The organism is Shinella sp. WSD5-1 (assembly GCF_963942435.1).
In the GTDB taxonomy this organism is placed as follows: Bacteria; Pseudomonadota; Alphaproteobacteria; order Rhizobiales; family Rhizobiaceae; genus Shinella; species Shinella yambaruensis.
Window position 1 is genome coordinate 97,702 of record NZ_OZ012604.1, and the last position, 19,805, is coordinate 117,506.

The following is a 19,805-nucleotide window of genomic DNA, read 5'->3' on the forward strand; positions in this document are numbered from 1 at the left end:
GCGGTTACTTTCGTGCAAAAACGGAGAAGCAAGGCCCCCCACCATGCGCCAGTTCTTCTGCCTGAACCTCAATGGTCCTATACCCTACCCGCTGGAGCAGGGACAAGATGTCGTCGCGGTGCATCCAGTAATGCCGGTCTTTCATGCCGCCGCAGAAGGATGCGTTCGTGTTTGCGTGCTGATAGCTTCGTTCATAGTAGCGGACCGAAAGGCCCTCGATGGTTCGCGTCTCTACGCGACCGCTGAAAGGGTTTCGTCGCGGGTCGCCGTGTGGCATCGCCTCATCATGGAAAAAATGAGTCCAGATGAAGATGGCTTGCGCCCTGCGCGAGAGCTGCAGCAGAAAGTTCGCCGGGTCCGGCAGGTGGTAGAGCACGCCAGAGGCGAGCGCAAAATCATAGACGGTGTCCTCTTTCTCAAGCCAAGGCTGGATATTGCCAAGATAAAACCGTGCCCGATCGAGTTGCAGGATCTCCTTGGTCACTAGGCAGCGCAGGAAACACAGGCGGTTAGCCTCGATCGCGTCGATGCGCGCCGGGCGCTCCTGGCTGAGCATGTAGGTATGCATGCCCTCGAGCGGGCCGATTTCCAATACGAGCTTGCCTTCGAGTGGACCATAGGCCCGCATTGCCTCGATGATCCGACTGTCAGCATGAAGCGGATGGTTTCCTGCTGAAAGCGTATTGCCTCCGGGAAACGATGAATTCCAACCAGGAAGGGCATTGATGGCATTCTGATGCGCCGGCATGCTCATTTCGTACTGGCTGAATACCTGTTCGACCTCGTGTGTGCCTGGCGGATGTTTGAATCTTTTGAGAAGACGTTGCAGCATTGAAAGTACTTTCATCCGTCAGGTAAATGGAAAGGCGATTTCACCTCTCTATTCGCAGGTTTATTTCAAGGCCCAGAGGCCATATTAGGGCGCGCTTGGCGGATCGTCAGCCTTTATTGCATATCTGCGGCCATGGCGCATTTCGATATAGGTGGAGGCAAGGGGCCCGAAATAACCGAGCAGGCGAAGGGTCAGCCCAAAGTGAATCTCGCGCCTGTTTTTCTCCATGCCGGCAAGGATGATCCCGGCCACCGTCCGGGCATCGATCGGCCTGACGCGCCCCATGATCGCCTGCGCTTCCGGCGGGCGCAACGGCAATTCGCGTTCGAACTGCGGTGTCAGCGTGTCCGGCGGAAAGCAAATTGAAACTGAGACCCCGCTTCCGGCCGTTTCTAGCCGTAAGGCGGCGGCAAGGCCCCTGAGGGCGAATTTTGACGTGCAATAGGCGCTGTAGCCCGGAATGCCGATCAGGCCCGCGCCCGAAGACACGATCCCGACCCGGCCTCGGCCCCGTTCCAACATGGCCGGAAGAACCAAACGCACGCTGTTGGCGACCCCGGTCACATTGACGGCGATCTGCCGGTCGAAGGCGGCCCCGTCCTGGTCGACGAAGCGGGCCGGTTCGACGATCCCGGCGCAGGCAGCGAGCATGTCGACGCCGCCGAACCGGGCCGTGCAGCGGGCGACGGCGTCGCCGAGGGCTTCGGCATCGGTGACATCGGCCGGCATGCCTAGGACCCGTTGCGCCTGTGCCCCTGCCTGCGACAGCGCGCGCTGCGCCTCCGCCAGCCGGCCTTCATCGCGGGCGATGAGGGTGATGCGGTCACCGCGCGCAAGCAGCTGCACGGCAATGGCGAGGCCGATGCCGCTCGACCCGCCGGTGACGAGGACATGGCGCATGTCAGGTCCCCGAGAGCAGGCGCGCGATCTGGGTGGGGTCGATGGCGTTCAATCCGAAATTGTCGCGCACGAGGTCGCCGAGCAGCCTTGCCGTCAGCGCCACCGTTTCCCGGATCTGGTCTTCGTCGTGCTCGCTGGTGATGAAGAAGCGCAGCCGCGCCTGGCCTTCGGGCACGGCGGGGTGGATGATCGGCAGCACGTTGACGCCGGCGGCCAGCAGGTCGTTCGAAAGGCGGACCGCCCGCAGCGAGTCGCCGACGATCACCGGCACCACCGAATGGCCTTCGCTGAGGCCGGTATCGAGGCCGGCCTGGCGCGCAAGGTCGAGGAACAGGCGGCCGTTGTTGCGCAGCCGCGCCATGCGTTCGGGCTCCAGGGCCAGAAGGTCTAGGCTTGCAAGGGCGCCCGCCGCAAGGGCCGGTGCCAGGCCCACGCTGTAGACGAAACCGCCGGCCGCCCCCTTGAGGATCGTCGTCAGGGCCTCGCTGCCCGCGATGTAGCCGCCGCAGCTCGACGTCGTCTTCGACAGCGTGCCCATCCAGATGTCGACGCAGGCGGGGTCCATGCCGAAATGCTCGTGGGTCCCGCGCCCGCCGGAGCCGAGGACGCCGAGGGCATGGGCCTCGTCGACCATCAGCCAGAAACCGTAGCGGGTGCGCAGCTCGACGAGGCGCGGCAGGTCCGCAAGGTCCCCGTCCATGGAATAGACGCCCTCGACGATCACCAGGATGCGGCGGAACTTCCCGGAGAAATTGAGCAGAAGCTCTTCAAGATGCACCGTGTCGTTGTGCCGGAAGAAGCGCCGCGCCGCACCGGAAAGCTTGATGCCGGCGAGCGCGCTGTTGTGGATGAACTCGTCGTGGATGACGAGATCCTCTGGGCCGAGGATCGTGCCGAGGGTCGTCACGTTCGTCAGGTAGCCGCTGACGAAGACGACGGCGTCCTCCACCCCATAGGTGTCCGCAAGGCGTGCCTCCAGCTCCCGGTGGACCGGCCGCTCGCCGGCGACGACCCGGCTTGCCGAGGCCGAGAGGCCGTAGCGGTCGAGCGCATCGCGCACGCGGGCATGGACGGACGGATGGCGGTTGGCGCCGAGATAGTCGTAGGACGCGAAGTTCGCGATGCTCCGGCCGCCGATCTCGGTCCTGGCGCCGGCGCCGACATCGTGCGTCCGATAAAAGGGATTGTCGATCTTCACGAGTTCGCCGGCCAGCTCCTGCATGCGGATCTGGCGGTATTCGGGCAGGTCCTCGAAACGCGGCACGTGGCGGTCCTGCGCACCGGCCGATAGGCCGGCACGACCTTCCATGGCGGAGACGCCGCGCATCCGTTGCAGCAGCGCCGCCTTGCGTTCCCGTGCCATGCGGCTGGCGGGCAGTTCATCCATGCGCGTCACGTGCTCCGCGATGCGGTCGGGGAGGAGACCATGTGCTGTTCGGCCAGGGCCTCGATATCGTCGAGGTCATCCCTATCGTGCTCCGCCTCTTCGGCGCGCGCAACCTTCTCGTAGAGTTTCCGCACGACCTGCTCGACGGTGGTCGTCTCGCCGACGCTGGTGATCGGAATGTCGAAGCCCGTCTTCTCCTTGAAGCCGAGGGCGAGTTCCACGGCCATGAGGCTGTCCAGGCCGACATCCTTGAGGATCTTGTCCCGGCCGAGCGCGCTTTCGGGCACGCGCAGGATCGTCGCCATCTCCTGCGCGACGAGCGCATAAAGCGCCTCGAGCGCCTCCGCCTCGCTCTTTTCCGCGATGAGGGCGGCAAGGTCGACGGTTTCCGCGCCGCTGGCCGCGCCCGCCGGGCCCGCCTGCCGCAGCAGCACTTCGAAAAGCGGCGTCCCGACGATCTTCAGGCTGCGGGCCGCGGCCCAGTCGATCGGCGAGCAGACGAAGACGGCGGCCTCGACGGTTCCTGGATCGAGGCGCATATGGGCCTCGACCATGGCAAGGGCGGTCATAGCCTTCATCGCGACGCTGCCGATGCGCCGGGCCAGGAGGTCGCCGACCTCGTCGTTGCGGGCGAGATACCCCCGGTCCGAGATCGCGCCGAAGGCGACGGCGAGCGCCGGAAGCCCCTCCTGCCGCCGCCGGCGGGCCAGCCCTTCGAGATAGCCGTTGGCCGCGACATAGTTGCCCTGGCCGGGATTGCCGACCAGCGTCGTCGCCGAGGAGAACATCAGGAAATGGTCGAGCCTGTCCTGCCGGGTCGCCCTGTCGAGCAGCGCGGCGCCCTCGGCCTTGACGGCGATGACCTTGCGGAAGCGCTCTTCCGTCAGGTTGGGCAGCAGCGCATCGTCCAGCACCATGGCGGCGTGGACGATCCCGCGGATCGGCGCCTGTGCCCGCAGGCCGGCGAGCAGTGCGTCGAGCGCGGCCGCATCGGTCACGTCGCAGGCATGCAGGCCGGCCGTTACGCCCCGCTTGCGCCAGCGGGCGACCGCCGCCTCGGTTTCCGCGTCGCCCGCGCCGCGCCGCGTCACGAGGGCGAGCCGCCGCGCACCATGGGCAACGAGCCAGTCGGCGGCGGCAAGGCCGAAACCGCCGATGCCGCCGACGACGACGTGAATCCCGTCGGACGACAGTGCCAGGGGCTTGCCGTCCGCCTTCGCGATGGCGTCGCGGCCCGCCTGCGGCGGCAGGAGCACGATCTTGCCGACATGCCCGGCATTCTGCATCAGCCGGAAGGCATCGGCGATCTCGTCATGCGCGAAGGTCCTGTAGGGCAGGGCGCGAAGGTCGCCCTTGGCGAAGAGCGCGCCGAGCTGCTCGAAGATCGCCTTCGTCAGGGCCGGCGCCTTCAGCGGCAACTGGTCCGCATCGATGCCGAAATAGCTGATGTTGCGCCGGAAGGGGCGCAGGCCGATCTTGCGGTTGGCGTAATAGTCCCGCTTGCCGAGTTCGAGGAAGCGCCCGAACGGCTTGAGCAGTTCGATGCTGCGTTCCATCGCGTCCGAGAACAGCGAGTTCAGCACCAGGTCGACGCCCGCGCCGGCCGTCGCCGCCATCACGTCGGCGACGAAGGAGAGGGACCGGGAATCGAAGACCTGCTCGACGCCGAGCGAGCGCAGGTAATGGCGCTTCTCGTCGCTTCCCGCCGTGCCGATGATCGTCAGGCCGAGGGCCTTGGCGATCTGGATGGCGGCGAGGCCGACACCGCCGGCCGCGCCGTGTATGAGGATCGTTTCCCCCGCCCGCGCGCGGCCGAGCTCGACCAGCGCGTACCAGGCCGTCAGGAAGGTCACGGGAACGGTGGCCGCCGCGGTCAGGTCCAGCTCCTGCGGAACCTTGGCCAATCCGGCGCGCTGGATGACGGTATGGGTGGAGAAGGCGGCCGGGCCGATGCCCATCACCCGGTCCCCCGCGGCAAGGTCGCTGACGCCGGCGCCGACAGCGGTGACGCGGCCGGAAAACTCCATGCCGATCGTGGTGCCGGCAAAACCGTCTTCCAGCGCCTCTTCGGGCAGAAGCCCCATGGCCCACATCACGTCGCGGAAGTTCAATCCCGCAGCGGCGATCTCGACGAGCACCTCGCCGGCCTGCGGTGTCGGCCGTTCCATGCTTTCCCAATAGAGGCTGTCGACGCGCGAGGGGGTGCGTTGCCGTACGGTCGCGGCCGCAAAGTCCGCCGAGGAGACGGTGTGCGGGTCGACCGATCCGCCGACCGCCCGCAGGGCCTCGGCATGTCCGGTTGCCGCCGGTATGCGCCATTCCCGTTCGTCATGGCCGGCGCCCACGAGCCGGAGCGCCTTGCGCCAGGCGCCGGGTGCCGCATCCACGAGATGGATGTCGAGGTCGCTGAATTCGTTCGCCAAGACGCGGGCGAACGTCCAGAGCCCGGTGGCAAGCGGCGATGCCGCGATCCCGTCGCCGCGGCGGCCGTCCGGCGCGCCGCCGGGCAGGAGGAGGACGAGCGTCGACCGGTGCCCGGCCGCGGCCCTTGCCTGCAGGACTTCGGCGACCTTGGCCAGCCCGTGGGCTTCCTGTGCCAGGCCGCCCGCATCCTCGCCGTGGTCCGACGGGGCGGCGTAAAGCAGGAAACCGGCCTGCTGGCCGGCGTCGAGCGCCGCGTCCAGCCCGGCATCGGGCTGATGCAGGGCGATGGCAGGCAGGCCCGTCAGGGCGCCCGCCGCCGACCCCAGCGGCAGGAAGGGGACATCGCGCGCCTCCTGTTCCGCGCGGCGCCTGCGGGTCGGGGAAACCTCGACCAGCAGCAGCGCGCCATGGGCCCTGGAAACCGTGTGGAGGACCGGCGGGGTCTTCGTGAGCGCGGCGAGCCGCCGCCGCCATTCCTCTTCGCCGGCCAGCTTGCCGACCGGGAAATCCTCCGACAGGCTGCCGGAGAACCAGCCCGGCGTGAGGCCGAAGAGGAAATCGCAGATCGGGGAGGGTAGCGTTTCGGCGGCAAGCAGCCGCGCACCGTTGTCCAGCCCCGTGGCCAGCGCCGCGGACAGGGCTTCATCCGCCGCGAGCATGGCATGCAGCCGGTCGCAGCTGCTGACGATGAGGTCGGCGCCGCCGAGCGCCGCCGCCGATGCGGTGACCAGCACGCGCCCGCTGGCCTCGAAGAGCATTTCGACCCCGCGCCGCAGATCGTCCGCGGGCTCGATGATGACGAGGCAGCCGCCCGCCTGTCCGGCAAGGTCCGCCAGCCGCTGGCTGAAATCCCGGGCCGACGCGCCGATCTGGACGATGACCGGCGCGGGGCCGCGGCCTGCGGAGACGGCTTTCTCCGCGGCCGCCAGGATGATGGCGTTGCGCTCGCGGGCCTGCGGCGAATGTAGGCGGAGCGTTCGGCTCATGGCCGTTCCGGCATAGTCCAACACAGCCGCGTCCTGCGTCTGCAGTGCCTGGATATGCGAGAGCGCATTAGCGCGGATATCGGCGAGCATTACCGCCTCCACGCCGCGATCCGGGCGCTCGGCCGTGAATTCCGCAAGGGTTTCTTCGATGGCGGGCAGGTCGCAGAGTAGCTGGACCTGCCAGGCGCGATCCTGTTTTTCGGCCATCCCGGCCCCTTCCAGGAGATGGAGGGCATTCGACAGGAAGGCGCGGAAGTCCCGGTCGCCCGGCACGGCGAAGAGGGAGAGCCCCCCTGCCGGATCGGCCAGCTGCAATGCCATGTCGTGACAGGCCCTCAGGATGGCGGCCTGCAGCAGCAGCGAGCCGTCGTCCGGCACGGCCGGCGCAGGCGCCTCCAAGACGCGGTCGGGCGCCTCCGGGGCGGGGTGCTCCAGACGCGCTTCGACCACCGGGACGGACTCGTAGTGGAAGGCAAGCGACGCCAGGGTGTGCGGCTGCTGGAACCAGGTCCGGCGGAAACGACAATCCTCCAAGAGAAGGAGCGGCTGGCCGTCCCCCGCCTCGATCAGAAAGCGGGCCTTGATCGAGTGAGCGCTGACCCGCTCGATCGCAATGCGCGCGCGTCGGGGAAGGCCTTCCGCCAGCAGCGTGGCCGAACCGAAGCGGACCGGGATATAGGGCGCGCCCTCCACGTCGCCCGAAAACCTGTCGAACAGGCCGACAAGCCCATGGAAGGCCGCATCGAGGCTCAGCGGGTTCACCCCCCATTCCAGCATCGGATGGGCAGGGCGGGCAGCGGCCCGAAGATCGACGTCGACGCGCTCGTGCCCTTCGGTCCGGACCCGTTCGGCCAGCCGGAAGGCCGGGCCGTAATCCAGCCCGAAGGAGGAGGCGATCGCGTAGATCCGCTCCGGCGGGACATCCTCGGCCGCCGGGCCGAGCGCCGGGAACGGCGGCATGCGGGTCGCGGGCAGGACCTTCTGGCACCGGCATACGGCATGAAGGGTCCAGTCGTCCGCGCTCAGCCGCTCGCGCGAGCGGATCTCGATCGTGCCGGTCTCGCGCGAGACCACGGTCGACAGCTCCACGAGCGTCGGGCCGAGCTCAAGCGGGCGTATCAGCTCGATATTGGTCAGCTGTACGGCGGTGGCCTCAAGCACCTGCCGGGCCACCTGAAGCGCGATCTCGATGAAACCCGCACCGGGCATGATGGCGCGCCCCTCGACGACATGCTCGGCAAGGTCGGGGAAGAGGCGGGCGTCCAGATGGTTCTTCCAGGCGGCCCCGTTCGGGTCGACGCGCCAGCCGGCCAGCGAATAGGGCCGGGCAATGTCCCGCCCGAACAGGTCGTACCTGTCCGTCGTCGGCGTGCCGGCCATCGGCTCCGGCTCGAAGGGAACGCCCGGCAGGTCGATCGTGGCGTCCCGGCGGGACGACGGCAGGGCGGCGCCATGGGCGAGGGCCCGGATGATGCAGGTCTCGACGGGATCGGCCGCGCCCTGGGCCTCAGTCTTGTCGAGCGTCGAAAGCAGCTGGGCCGCCGCGCCGCTGACCTTCACCGCGTCCTTGAGATAGTTGGTCAGGATGGGCCTGGGGGAGATCTCCATCAACAGGTTGCAGCCCTGTTCCAGCGCCTTGGCGACACCCTGCCTGAAATGAACGGGTTCGCGGACGTTGCGCCACCAGTAGGCGGCGCCGAGCGCCGCCCCGTCGACGGGCTCTCCCGTCACGGTCGAGATGAAATCGTATTCGCTCGCCCGCGGCGTGATCCGGGGCAGGGTCTTCAGGAATTCCGTCTTCGCCTCGTCGATGAGGGGATGATGGAACGGATAGTCGATATCGGGCAGCGGCTGCACCGCCAGCTTCTGGCGCCGGCCGAGCGAACGAAGGGCGGCGATCTGCTCCTTCGGTCCCGAGATCGTGACCGAGTTGCTGGCATTGACGGCGGCGACGGTGAGATCGTCGAGGCCGTTGCGCTGGAGGAAGTCCTGCGCGGCCTCCTCGCTGCAAAGCGCCGCCGCCATGGTGCCCCGGCCCTGGGTGACGTGCTGGCAGCGCGAGCGGACCGCAACGACCGCGACCGCATCGACCAGGGAGAGCGCGCCGGCGATATGGGCGGCGGCCACCTCGCCGATGGAGTGGCCGAGCACGGCGGCCGGGCGGATGCCGGCGCCGAGCAGGCACTGCGCGAGGGCGACCTGGATCGAGAAGAGGAGCGGCTGGGCGACGCGCGTATCGGCAAGCCGGCCGGCGAGGTCCTCGGCCGTCAGCAAGGTCGTCAGCCTTTCGCCGAGATGCTCTTCGAAAAGCGCGCTTATGGCGTTGAAATGCCGGCGGAAAGCCTGGTTCTCGCGGATCGCGTCGATCCCCATGCCGGCCCATTGCGCCCCGTTGCCGGAGAACAGGAAGGCGATCTTCGGCTCGCCCACCGGCGCTTCGCCGGTGGCGGCGCTTGCCGTGCCATGTCCCACCAGCTGCTGGTCGATCGCCGAAATGACGTCTCGGACCTTCCTGCGGCGCGCGACGAAACGGTGGCGAAGCGAGGTGCGCCCGGCCGTGGCGGCCGAAAGGAGGGCCTGCGCCGCGTCCGGATCGGGCGCCGCGGCAAGCCGCGCCTTGTAATCCCGCAGGAGCGCGTTCAAGGCCGTCTCCGTATGGGCGGAGGCCATGAAATAATTCTCGCGCGCCGCCTGCTCGCCGTTGCCGGCCTGGTGCACGGCCGGATCGGAGATAACGACATGTGCGTTCGTTCCGCCGAAGCCGAAGGAGTTGATGCCGGCAAGCCGCGGGCGATGGCTGCGCAGCAGCTCCAGCGGCGTCGCCGTGACGCGCACGTTGAGGCTGGAAAAATCGATCGTCTCGTTCGGCCGGTCGAAGAAGAGCGAGGCCGGCAGGTAGTCGTTCTCGAGCGCCATCACCGCCTTGATCACGCCGAAGAGCCCCGAGGCGGGCTCGGTATGGCCGATATTCGTCTTGATCGAGCCGAGCGGGACGGGCGCATGGCGGCGGCGGCCGATGACCTGGCCGATGGCCCAGACCTCCGCGGGATCGCCGACCTTCGTTCCCGTGCCGTGCCCTTCGATGAAGGCGAGATGGTTCGGGTCGATGCCCTGCCCGTCGTAGATCGATTCCAGGAGGCGCGCCTGGGCTTCCTGGGAGGGCAGCGAGATGCCGTTCGTGCGGCCGGCGGAGTTCACGCCCGTCGCCAGGATCCGGGCGCGGCTGCGATCGCCGCTGTCGTTCGCCCTGTCGCTGCGGCGCAGGATGACGGCGGCCGCGCCCTCGGCGCGGACATAGCCGGACGCATCGTTGTCATAGGCCCTGCACCGGCCTTCCGGGGACAGCATCCGGGCCTGCGCGAAACCGCCGAAGGGCAGCGGGTGGCTGAGCAGGTTCACGCCTCCGACGATCGCGGTGTCGATCTCGCCGCGGTTGAGGGCCCGGACCGCCTGGTCGAGTGCCACGAGGGAGGATGAACAGGCCGTGTCGATCGTCAGGCTCGGCCCGCTCAGCCCGAAGATATGCGAGATGCGGTTCGCCACGATGGACAGCGTGTTGCCCGTCATGAAATAGGGGCCGGCCCCCGCGGGATCCTCGACGGACAGGTTGGCGCTGTCGAGGCTGGATGTCCCGATATAGACGCCGATCGTCTCCGCCTGCAGCGAGGCGAGGGGGAGGTTGGCGTCCTCCAGCGCGCGCCAGGTCACCGACAGCAGCAGCCGCTGCTGGGGATCCATCGCCATGGCCTCGCGCCGCGAAAGCCCGAAGAGGCGCGCGTCGAACAGGTCGATGCCGTCGACGACGCCGGCGGCGAATGTATAGGTCTTTCCGGGAACGCCGGGGCTGGGGTGCCAGAAGCGGGACCGGTCCCAGCGCCCTGCGGGAATCTCGGTGACGGTGCACTCCCCCTTGCGCAGCACTGCAAACAATTGCGATGCCGAATCCGCACCGGGAGCAACCGCAGCATATCCGATAATTTCAACCGTCATGAGCACCAAACATCGCGACTATCCACCCCGGATATGACGACCTCGAAGGTCTTGTCGTTCCTGAACAAAACTGAACTGCCTCACCTAGGGTTGTTCGCTACTTTAGCAGAGCAATACAAGAGACTGGGTTGCCATCGCAAGTCCATAACTTGCTGCCGGGTATATGAACATAGGCTTACGAAAGTATTCCCCAATCGATCGAATCAAGGCACGGCATCCAGGCCCGTGGAAAGCCGACGGGTGCTTATGCAAAAGACGGTATATGCCGGGTGCTTATTCGAAGATGATGTATAAAGCACGACAGGCCCCGTCCTCGACCGGCCTGTCATGGCTCCCCGCCGTCCGGGGGCGTGGACTGCCTCCCGTCGAGACGGTCCGCCACGGCTATCGCAGCGGCGGACGAGCCCGCATCCGAATAGAAATTCCCCCGGACCTGGTATTCGTGGGCGAGCAGCCTGAAAAAGGCGCCGGTCAAGGCCGCATCGGCCGGGAAGGGATTTTGCCAGAAGGCGTCCAGCGACCCCGGATAGCTGAGGCCCGGCGTGTCGAAAACCGCCGATCCTAGCGTCTTGACGGGCTTTAGCCGGCGCAGGGCCGCGATCGCGGCGGTCGAGTTGACCGTCACCAGGCCTTCCGCCCTTTCGACCAGGTCGTCGAGGCTGCCGCCGTCGATGAAATGCACGCGTTCCCCGATCCCGCGCCGCCGCGCCTCGGCCGCGACATAGGATCGCCAGTCGATGAGGCCGTTGTCGAGGGGATGCAGTTTCACCAAGAGTTGGTGGGCCGGACCGGCATGCGCGGCAAAGGAGGACAGCACCTGGGAAATGGCTTCCTGTTGGCCGGCATAGGGGGAATGGGCCCGGAGCTGGTAGTCCGTCTGCAACTGTAGCGGGTATACGTAGAAGGGGTCCCCGGCGGCGAACAGGCGCGCGCATGTGGCGCGTGCCGCCTGTTCGGTACGTTTGCGCCACAGCAATCTCAGGCTCCACCCCGCATATTCGGCAAGGGGATGGAAAAGGGCGTGCCGCCGGTAATGGGGGTAGAGGAACCAGAAGAAGACATTGGGCAGATTGTAGAGCAGATCATAACCGGCTTCGCGCAGGAAGCTCTGCCGGAAGCGGACGGCCCAATCCGGTTCCGGCAGCCCGGCCGCCGCCTCGAGAATGCGCTGGGGGTCCCGCGGAAAGCGCGAATTGGACGACATGCCGTCGCGCTCGAACGTCACCCAGTCGGGCCTGAGATAACCCATCTCGATGACGTGGACATCGACATGCAGCGCCCTGGCGGCCCGTATGGCGGCCTTGTGGTAGGGACGCTCCTCCCCCAGCAGGACGAGATCCGTCGTGTCGTTCCGGGCCATGAAGTCATGGACGAAGGCCGGCCAGTCCTCGCTTCGGCCGCGATAATCGACACCGCCGCGCAGCCGCCAGAAGATCCAGTCCCCCAGATTGAGATTGATGCGCTGGCAGGCATGGCCCATCCGCTCGAGCCGCGCCGCGCATTTGGAAAAAAGCGGAGACGACGGCCCCTGGAGGAACAGGACCGTCCGCTTGCCCCGCCCCCTCCCGGCCGGTGTCTCCTCTTCCCTCACGGCTCCCGCCTCACCGGAAGATCGGCGTGGGCAAGGAGGGCGCCGAGCAGGTTCCAGGGGGCTTCCTCCTTGGTGACCGGCAGACCGGGGCGATCTTCCCCGGCATGCGCGAGCGGAACCACCACATAGTCCGTCCTCGGATCGGGAAAGGGATCGGCGAAGGATTTCAGCAGCGGGGCGTGATCGCCGTAGAAGGCGAGCCAGACAGGACGGTCCAGGCGGTCGAGATAGGCCGTCAGATGCCCGAGCGCATCGTCCGCCTTGCGCAGGAGCTCCGCGTAGATGTCGACGGGATCGGTCAGCTCGCCGCATCGGCCCGGCTGCCACGGGCCATGGTTGCCCATCGACGCGACGAAGAGAAAGGCCGGCTGCTCCTTGTCAATGCCCTCGATGATGTCGATAACCCGGTCGGCAAGATGGCGGTCCGAGACATAGGGTTCGTCTGCCCGTGGCGTATGGTCGAACGCATCCAGCATGGTCATCTGCTCGAAGCCGAGGAGCGGCATGGCCTTGTCGCGGAAGAAGAAGGTCCTGTCATAGGGATGGATGAAATGCGTGTGCCAGCCCGCCCGCTTGAAGCGCATCGGCCACACGACATCCGCATAATGCGATGCCCTGAGATAGGGATAGCTGGCATCGACATAGGCATCGTCCGGCTGAATGCCGCTGAGCACGGCGAACTCGGTGCGCAGCGTGTAGCCGCCTTCGAAAACGCTCGTCATGCGCCCGGACTGGGCGGCAAGGGACCGCATGCGGTCGAGATGGGGAAGCTCCAGCCCGGAGACTCCGAAATGGCGAAGATCGATGAAGGATTCGGACTGCCAGACCAGAACGAGGGGGGCGCCGTCGCGATGGAGCTCCGCATCCGCATGCACGATCCCACGAAAGGCGTGCTGCATCGTCGCCGTCAAGTCCATCAGGAATTCGTCCCGCCGTTTCCCGATCCAGACGATGAAATGGTAGACGACGGAGGCGAATGTGCCGAAGCGCACCGTGTTGCTGTGCACGTCGAGCGTACGCAGCAGGCCTTCGCTGAGCTTCACCAGCCGGACGTTGGCCGGCCTGAAGAAGAGCAGCATCCAGGGGCCGAAGGCGACGAAGAGCCCGACGGCGATCCAGAGCAGGCCGTTCCGCTCCGGCAGGATGCTCGGCTCGAAGATGTAATAGAGCGCCGAAGCCCCGAACACATAGGAGGCCGCGGCGGTCCAGAAGAAGATGTTGAGCCTCGTCGCGTAGAAAATCTCCTTGTGCTTCAGGACGCTTGCGGCAAGGGCTATGTCGGAGAACACGAGGGGTTCGCGGATGAAGATATATTTCGCCCGGGAGATGCCGGTGAAGATGATGAAAAAGCTGATCGTCGCCTGCGAAGCGTAGACGGGACGCCACGAAATCGCGAAGAAGCCGGCAAAAACGAGGGCAATGACAGGAAGGCGGGCCAGCGTCTCGAGGATCGTCCGGCCAAGGGTATGACTGGCACGATGCTGGCGTGCGACGGCGCGTGGAAGCGCAAAGCCATCCGTCAGATAGACGATCGCGCAGGCCCACAGGTAGCAAGTGGCCGTCAGCAGCCAAGCGTTACCAAACCAATCCATCCACCCGGCCTATAATCCACCATCTTCTTCAGCGAGACGGCCGAAAGTGGTCGACCTGCAAGGAGTGGGAATACTTCGGCACGCCCTGGCGTGCAAGTGCCGGGCCCGACGCCACGGCTGGCAGCGGGGTTCTGCCGGAATTTGCCCCGCCGGTCCCGAGCTGGTAAATCGTCAGCAAAACAGCGGAGGCGAAATGCGGCGCAGGTTCCTGAACGTCGGCGGCGGCAGCAAGGAAACGCCGGCCTCCAACATCTACGAGGGGTGGGATCATGTCCTTCTCCGACATCGATCCTGCGGGCGATCCGGATATCTGCCTGGATGCCCGGGACCTGCGCACCCTTCAGCCCGACCAGTTCGACGCCGTGTAACTGCTCCCACAATCTGGAGCACCACTTCGCGCATGATGTGAAAAAGGTGCTGGCGGGGTTCATCCATGTCCTGAAGGCGGACGGCTTCGCTGAGATCCGCGTGCCGGACATGGGCGCGCTCTTCGAGGAGATCGTCGCCCGGAAGCTCGACATCGACGATCATCTCTATACCTCTCCCGAAGGGCCGGTGCTCGTCCGCGACGTCATCTATGGCTTCGGCCCGCAGATCGAGGCGTCCGGGGTGGATTTCTACGCACACAGGACAGGCTTCACCAGGAAGTCGATGCGATCGGCCCTTGCCGCCGCGGGCTTTCGCTATTGCGTCTTCACGACGGGCCGGGATCGCGAAATCGCCGTCCGGGCCTTCCGGCAGATGCCCACCGGCGCGCAGAAGGCCCTGATCGGCCTCCCGCCAAGCTGAATAGGCTGCCACGCGGCGGCGCTGCATGCTCCGTTGATGACCCACGCAAGCATATCCCGGGCAGACTCGAATTCCCAATATGGGAATTTCATTGACTCCTCCATCGCCATCCACTATTTTTCCCAATGTGGGAATCGGGGCATCGAATGCGGATCATCTCTCGGAAGGTGCTCGTCGACTTTGCTGTAGACCACCCTCAGGCGAAACCGTCCCTGGAGCATTGGGAAAGGCTGACCAAGTCGGCCTCTTGGGCGACCGTTCAGGAGGTAACCGCCGCATTCTCACAGTCCAAGGGACCCAACCACGAGCGGGTTCGCTTCAAGGTACAGGGCGGGAATTACCGGCTCATAGTCGCCTTTGATTTCGACCGGCAGGCCGCCTTCATCAAGTTCGTTGGCACCCATGCCGAATATGACCGTATCGATGCCCTGACCGTATCCCAGTTCTGAGGAGCCCATGATGGACATTCAACCGATCCGAACGGACGATGATCTTTCGAAAGCCATTGCCGAGATTGAAACCCTCTGGGGGGCCGAGCGGGGCACGGCGGACGGCGACAAGCTTGATGTCCTGATCACCCTTGTTAACCGATATGAAGACGAGCACTATCCGATCGGGCCGGCGCATCCTGTCGATGTGCTCAAGATGCACATGGAGATGACCGGGCGGCGGCGGGCGGACCTTGCATCGCTTATCGGGTCGTCTTCACGCGCCTCCGAAGTGCTGAACAGGCGGCGGGCGCTCACCCTCGACATGGTGCACAAACTCAACAGGCATTGGGGCATTCCGGCCGAATACCTTGTTGTTCCCTACGAGCTTGAGCGCCCGGCCGTCAAACCGGTTCGTCGTGCTGCCAATCCTGTCCGAAAAAGGGCCTGACGATGATGGCAGCAGGTTGCGGCTGGGCATGCCGATCGATCCCCCCCGAATTGCAGGGCTGATCGAACCGGAAAAGGCACCGGGCACCGGCAGCGTGAAGATCGAGCCGTCTGCGCCCAGCACAACTCTTGCGAATGGACGCGCTTTGCTTCATCCTCCTCTAATAAAATGGAGGAACAGGCATGGAATCCGATTGGAATCAGCGCCGGAAAGAATTCCTTCTGCAGATCGCTCAGGCCGAAGAAGATCTCGTCTTTCTCGACCTGGAGGCGGAGATGGCCGAGTGCTGGGGAAGCGACGAGCAGGTCCAAAGCGCCGCCCGGGACAAGGTCGAAAGCTGTCGCGCCGCGATCGCCAACCTGTCCATTGCCATCCGGGCTCTGGACCGGCTCAATACACAGCACTGATAGTCTCTCCGGCATGTGCGCTCAGAGAATGCAGACGAGGGGAACGGCCGACGTTCCCAGAAGGCCGGCCAGCGTCACCAGGAAGACCTTCAAAAGTCTGCGGTCATACTCTTCCTTTTTCGGCGTGCGATAGGCCATGTCGTCCTCCCACGAGGGATGCGGAGCTACCAGGGGGTAAAGCGTGACCGGCCGGACTTGTTCCAAAATGCGCCGATCCTCCCGAAGGCGGGTCGATCGATGGATTGACCTTTGTTGCGAGTTTGAGAATATCGCACCCGCCGAGAGCGGGGGATTGGGCAATGTCTCGCCTGCGCTTCAAGCCTAGAACACGAGAACAGGCCGTAGATGCTCTCCTGGCTGCAAAAACCGGTGAATTTTCAGGAAGTCCTGGTCGACGAGTATTTCGAGCCCGTTCGCGCGGACTATTATGCCGGCCCTCCCGGAAAGCCGCTGCAGCTTCTTCTCCAGGCGCGCACCGACTTTCTCTCGATGTGGCGGGCAAGCGATTATCGCGAGATCGTCTCGCAGATCCGGATCTTCGGCCGTCAGGTCGTGCTCGTCAACAGTCCCGCCCTCATCCGCGACGTCGTCGTGAAACGACAGGACAACTACGAGCGCAAGAGCCCGCAGATGCGCAGGGCGCTGGAATATCTGCTCGGCGACGGGCTGTTCATCTCCGATGGCGAGACCTGGCGGCAGCGCCGCGCGCTCGTCGCCGACATCGTGCACATGAACCGCGTGCCCGCCTTCGGGCCGGTCATGGAGCAGACGGCGGGCGAGCTCGTCGAGCGCTGGCGCGCCATGCCGGAGGGCACGACCCTCAACGCGCTGCACGAAATGGCCGGCCTCACCGCCGAGATCATCTCCCGCAGCGTCTTCGGCAACCAGCTCGGCGAGGACAGCGCGGCCGCCGTCACCGACAGCTTCACCAGCTACCAGGCGCTCATCGATTCCATCAATCTCGGCTATTTCATCGGCTTCGACGACGGGCTGCCGATCCTGCGCACGCCGTCCCTGCGCCGCTCGGTCAAGCGCATCCACGGCATCATCGACAAGGTGGTCGAGGACCATCTTGCCGGACGCGGCGACCACAATTCGATGGTCGAGCTGCTGATCCGCCGGCAGCAGCGCAATCCCGAGCTCAAGCTCGACGTGATCGCGCTGCGCAACGAGGCCGCGACCATCTTCATGGCGGGACACGAGACGACGGCCGCCACCCTGACCTGGGCCTGGTACCTGCTCGCCCGGGCCCCCTGGGTGGAGCGCTCCATCCATGCGGAAATCGCCAGGGTCTGCGCAAACCGGACGCCGACTATCGAGGACGTGCCGCAGCTTGTATGGTGCAAGGCGGTGATCGAGGAGACGCTGCGTCTCTATCCGCCGGTGCCCATCCTCGCCCGGCAGAACCGCAGGGCGGACACGCTCGGCGACATCGCCATCGCCCCCAATTCCCTCATTCTCATCGTGCCCTGGCTGCTCCACCGCACGGAAAGCCTGTTCAGCGAGCCGCACCGGTTCCTGCCCGAGCGCTTCCTGGGCGGCCGGCGCCCGATACCCTACAGCTACATTCCGTTCGCCAGCGGCCCGCGTGTCTGCCCGGGCCTGCATTTCGGCCTGACGGAGGCCGTGCTCTGCCTTGCCATCATAGCCCAGCGCTTTCGCGTGCGCGTCGCGGAAAGCCACAGGGTCGAGCCCGTCTGCCGCCTGACGCTGCGCCCGCGGGACGGATTGCCGGTCACCTTGGAGCGACGCCCATGACGGAACAGAGCCCGCCGCAGGACAAGGCCATGACCCGCCGCAAGGCCTGGATCTTCGCCGCCGGCGACCGCCCCGGCCTGTCCGCTTTCCTGGCCGGCGGCGTGCAGCGCAAGCACTTCCTGCGCTACTGGATCCACGACAATATCTGGAATGGACTGCATCTTCTCGGCCATTTCTCCATTAAACTGCTGCCGATGGACATCGCCTCCGGCCTCGGGGCGCGGCTGGGGCGCTTTGCCATTCCCCGGTTCCACAAGGTTGCGGAAAGCCGCGCCCGTGACACGATACGCCAGCTTCGGCCGGATCTTTCGCAGGCCGAGCAGCAGGCCCTGCTGGAAGAGAACCAGCGATCGCAGGGCCGCATCATGACGGAGTTTTCCGTCGTGAACCGTATCGCCGGTCATCCCGACCGCATCCGGTGCCACGGGCTGGACATCATCGACAGGGCCGTCCGGGCAGGCCCGACCATCATCGTTGGCCTCCATCTCGGTAACTGGGAAATCGGACCGGCCATCCTGCGGACGATCGGCATCGCGCCGCATATCTTCTATGTGCCGCCCACGGAACGGGCGAAAGCCTGGGTCGCCGGCCGCGTTCGCACGAAAATGGGCCTGCGGTTCCTACCGCCGGGCTTCCAGGGGGTACGTCCCGCCGTCAAGATCCTGCGCGAGGGAGGCGTCGTCAGCGCCTTCTGCGACGAGGGCTTCGGCGGCATCATCCGCGGCCCCTTCTTCGGCCGGCCACCACACATGGAGGGCAATATTGCCCTCATCACCCGCCTGGCGCGCATGACCGGCGCCACGATCTGCCCCTGGTACAACATCCGGACGGATAGCTTTCGCTTCGAGGCACATGCCCTGCCTGCAATAACGCTGCCGCCGGAACCAAAGCCGGGCGAGCGGTTGGTGGAGGACATGCAGTTGCTGAATGCAGCGATTGAACCGATCGTGCGCGCCCATCTCGACCAATGGTATTTTCTGGACAGCGCACTCCGCCCGATGCACAGTCAGGAATGAACGTTCCCTGGCCTCGTTCTACCGATCGCGGATACTCTGTTACCGGGCAGATGCGCGCCAAGACAGACCCGACAGGAAACGGACAAAATCGATCCGGCGCCTGAATCCCGACTTTTCGAGCACCGCACCCGTGTGGGTTTTCAGCGTTTCGCTGCCGATGCCGAAATCCATCGAGATTTCCCTTGACGTCCTGCCGGCCAGCAGCGCGACAGCCACGCGCGCCTCCATCGGCGTGAAATCGAACAGCGCCCGAAGCAGCCCGGTATCAGGCGCTGGCCTGTCGACAAGCTGCGTGACGAGCAGGAGGGCGGTCTGAGCCCCGAAAAGCTGGCGAGCCGCTCCCTCCGTCGGCACGATGTGGAGGACGAGGGGCGCCAGATCCTGCCTGCCTGGAACGGCGATGGAAAGCGGAGGTCGGCGGCTGTTCGAGCCGTAAGGATATTTCAGAGCATGCTCGAGCATTGTCGTCATCGTTGCACCACGCAGCCGAATGCGATTTTCCGCACCGATTGAAATCTGGCCCTCCAGCGCGGCAAAACTCTCATTCGCCGCAACGATGGAGCCGTTCAGGCGGACCAAGGCTGCCGGCACCCCGACGACATCGAAGGCTTCAACACTCGATCTGGCGCTTTGCAGACGAAGTTTCGATGTAAGCAGGGCGGCGCGGCTGATATGCGGCCGCAAAAGCTCCAGCCTCGCCATCGCTTCGTCCGACAGGGGGCCTCTTTCCCAATACTGCTCGATGGAAAAAAGAAACGTCTCCCCCGTCGGCACAGGCGTTGCCAAGGCTGCGCTCCAGCCATATCCCAGCGGACGATAGAAGTCGCGGACCACGGGGATCGCCGCGACCTCCGAGGCATCGTAGAGATCGATATCCCGCACGAACCCAACATGGCCTTCGCGGATCAGGCGCTGCATGCGGTCGTTCTTCAGGTGCCACCCTTCGCGGAAATAGCGTGCGACGCCTTCCGCGATCCGAGGCGAACATACATTCATTGCGCTGCCCGCTTCTATTGAAATGAAGTTGGCGCCGGCCACATCAAGGCTGTTGGCCATCTGCTCCAGAAGCGCCGGCCATAGTTCAGGCAAAGCTGCCGCCTCATAGATTTGCTCGATCAAATCCATTCCGATCTTCCTCCTCTGAGCGTGCCACCTCGAAAATTCCAGCAAAAAGAGCAAAAAATAGCAATGCCTCCCCCAAAAGGGGGAGGAACCATCCATTACATGGAAATACCTAATATAAGAGGATTACAT

At 65.5% G+C, this 19,805-nt stretch carries 13 protein-coding genes; 6 read left to right on the forward strand and 7 right to left on the reverse strand.

From position 1 onward, the window contains the following. Positions 1-4 precede the first annotated feature (4 nt). From AABQ55_RS35325 to AABQ55_RS35350, 6 genes are all read right to left on the reverse strand, one after another. The gene (locus AABQ55_RS35325; protein WP_272809411.1) at positions 5-832 is read right to left on the reverse strand and encodes a class I SAM-dependent methyltransferase; all 828 of its coding nucleotides are present in this window, start codon (positions 830-832) and stop codon (positions 5-7) included. A gap of 84 nt (positions 833-916) precedes the next feature. After that, positions 917-1,732 carry an SDR family oxidoreductase gene (locus tag AABQ55_RS35330; RefSeq protein WP_272809410.1) on the reverse strand — a complete coding sequence of 272 codons (816 nt, stop codon included), beginning with the start codon at positions 1,730-1,732 and terminating at the stop codon, positions 917-919. Between the two features lies 1 nt (position 1,733). Next, the gene (locus tag AABQ55_RS35335) at positions 1,734-3,119 is read right to left on the reverse strand and encodes an aminotransferase class I/II-fold pyridoxal phosphate-dependent enzyme (protein ID WP_443021318.1); all 1,386 of its coding nucleotides are present in this window, start codon (positions 3,117-3,119) and stop codon (positions 1,734-1,736) included. A gap of 5 nt (positions 3,120-3,124) precedes the next feature. After that, positions 3,125-10,519: a type I polyketide synthase gene (locus AABQ55_RS35340; RefSeq protein ID WP_272809409.1), complete on the reverse strand. Its 7,395-nt coding sequence runs from the start codon at positions 10,517-10,519 to the stop codon at positions 3,125-3,127. Between the two features lie 325 nt (positions 10,520-10,844). Next, positions 10,845-11,999 carry a capsule biosynthesis protein gene (locus AABQ55_RS35345; RefSeq protein WP_272809408.1) on the reverse strand — a complete coding sequence of 385 codons (1,155 nt, stop codon included), beginning with the start codon at positions 11,997-11,999 and terminating at the stop codon, positions 10,845-10,847. 107 nt (positions 12,000-12,106) lie between these two features. After that, a complete protein-coding gene (locus AABQ55_RS35350; RefSeq protein WP_272809407.1) occupies positions 12,107-13,702 on the reverse strand; it encodes an LTA synthase family protein in 1,596 nt (531 codons plus the stop codon). Positions 13,703-14,116: 414 nt separating this feature from the next. On the opposite strand from AABQ55_RS35350, the gene AABQ55_RS35355 reads away from it, so the two are divergent. The 6 genes from AABQ55_RS35355 (at position 14,117) to AABQ55_RS35380 (ending at position 18,551) form a co-directional block, all read left to right on the forward strand. Then, on the forward strand, positions 14,117-14,491 hold the full coding sequence (locus AABQ55_RS35355) for a hypothetical protein (protein ID WP_272809406.1): 375 nt from the start codon (positions 14,117-14,119) through the stop codon (positions 14,489-14,491). 146 nt (positions 14,492-14,637) lie between these two features. After that, positions 14,638-14,940 carry a type II toxin-antitoxin system HigB family toxin gene (locus AABQ55_RS35360; RefSeq protein ID WP_272809405.1) on the forward strand — a complete coding sequence of 101 codons (303 nt, stop codon included), beginning with the start codon at positions 14,638-14,640 and terminating at the stop codon, positions 14,938-14,940. A 7-nt stretch (positions 14,941-14,947) separates the two neighbouring features. Further along, complete coding sequence (locus AABQ55_RS35365) at positions 14,948-15,370, forward strand: helix-turn-helix domain-containing protein (protein WP_272809404.1); 423 nt, start codon at positions 14,948-14,950, stop codon at positions 15,368-15,370. A gap of 182 nt (positions 15,371-15,552) precedes the next feature. Further along, on the forward strand, positions 15,553-15,777 hold the full coding sequence (locus tag AABQ55_RS35370; protein ID WP_272809403.1) for a hypothetical protein: 225 nt from the start codon (positions 15,553-15,555) through the stop codon (positions 15,775-15,777). A gap of 369 nt (positions 15,778-16,146) precedes the next feature. Continuing rightward, entirely contained in the window at positions 16,147-17,535 is a 1,389-nt protein-coding gene (locus tag AABQ55_RS35375; protein ID WP_272809402.1) for a cytochrome P450, read from the forward strand. Further along, positions 17,532-18,551 carry a lysophospholipid acyltransferase family protein gene (locus AABQ55_RS35380; protein WP_272809401.1) on the forward strand — a complete coding sequence of 340 codons (1,020 nt, stop codon included), beginning with the start codon at positions 17,532-17,534 and terminating at the stop codon, positions 18,549-18,551. Before AABQ55_RS35375 ends, AABQ55_RS35380 begins: the two co-directional genes overlap by 4 nt. Positions 18,552-18,590: 39 nt before the next feature. Here AABQ55_RS35380 and AABQ55_RS35385 read toward each other — a convergent pair whose 3' ends face one another. Next, the gene (locus tag AABQ55_RS35385; RefSeq protein WP_272809400.1) at positions 18,591-19,676 is read right to left on the reverse strand and encodes a helix-turn-helix transcriptional regulator; all 1,086 of its coding nucleotides are present in this window, start codon (positions 19,674-19,676) and stop codon (positions 18,591-18,593) included. Between the last annotated feature and the right edge of the window lie 129 nt (positions 19,677-19,805).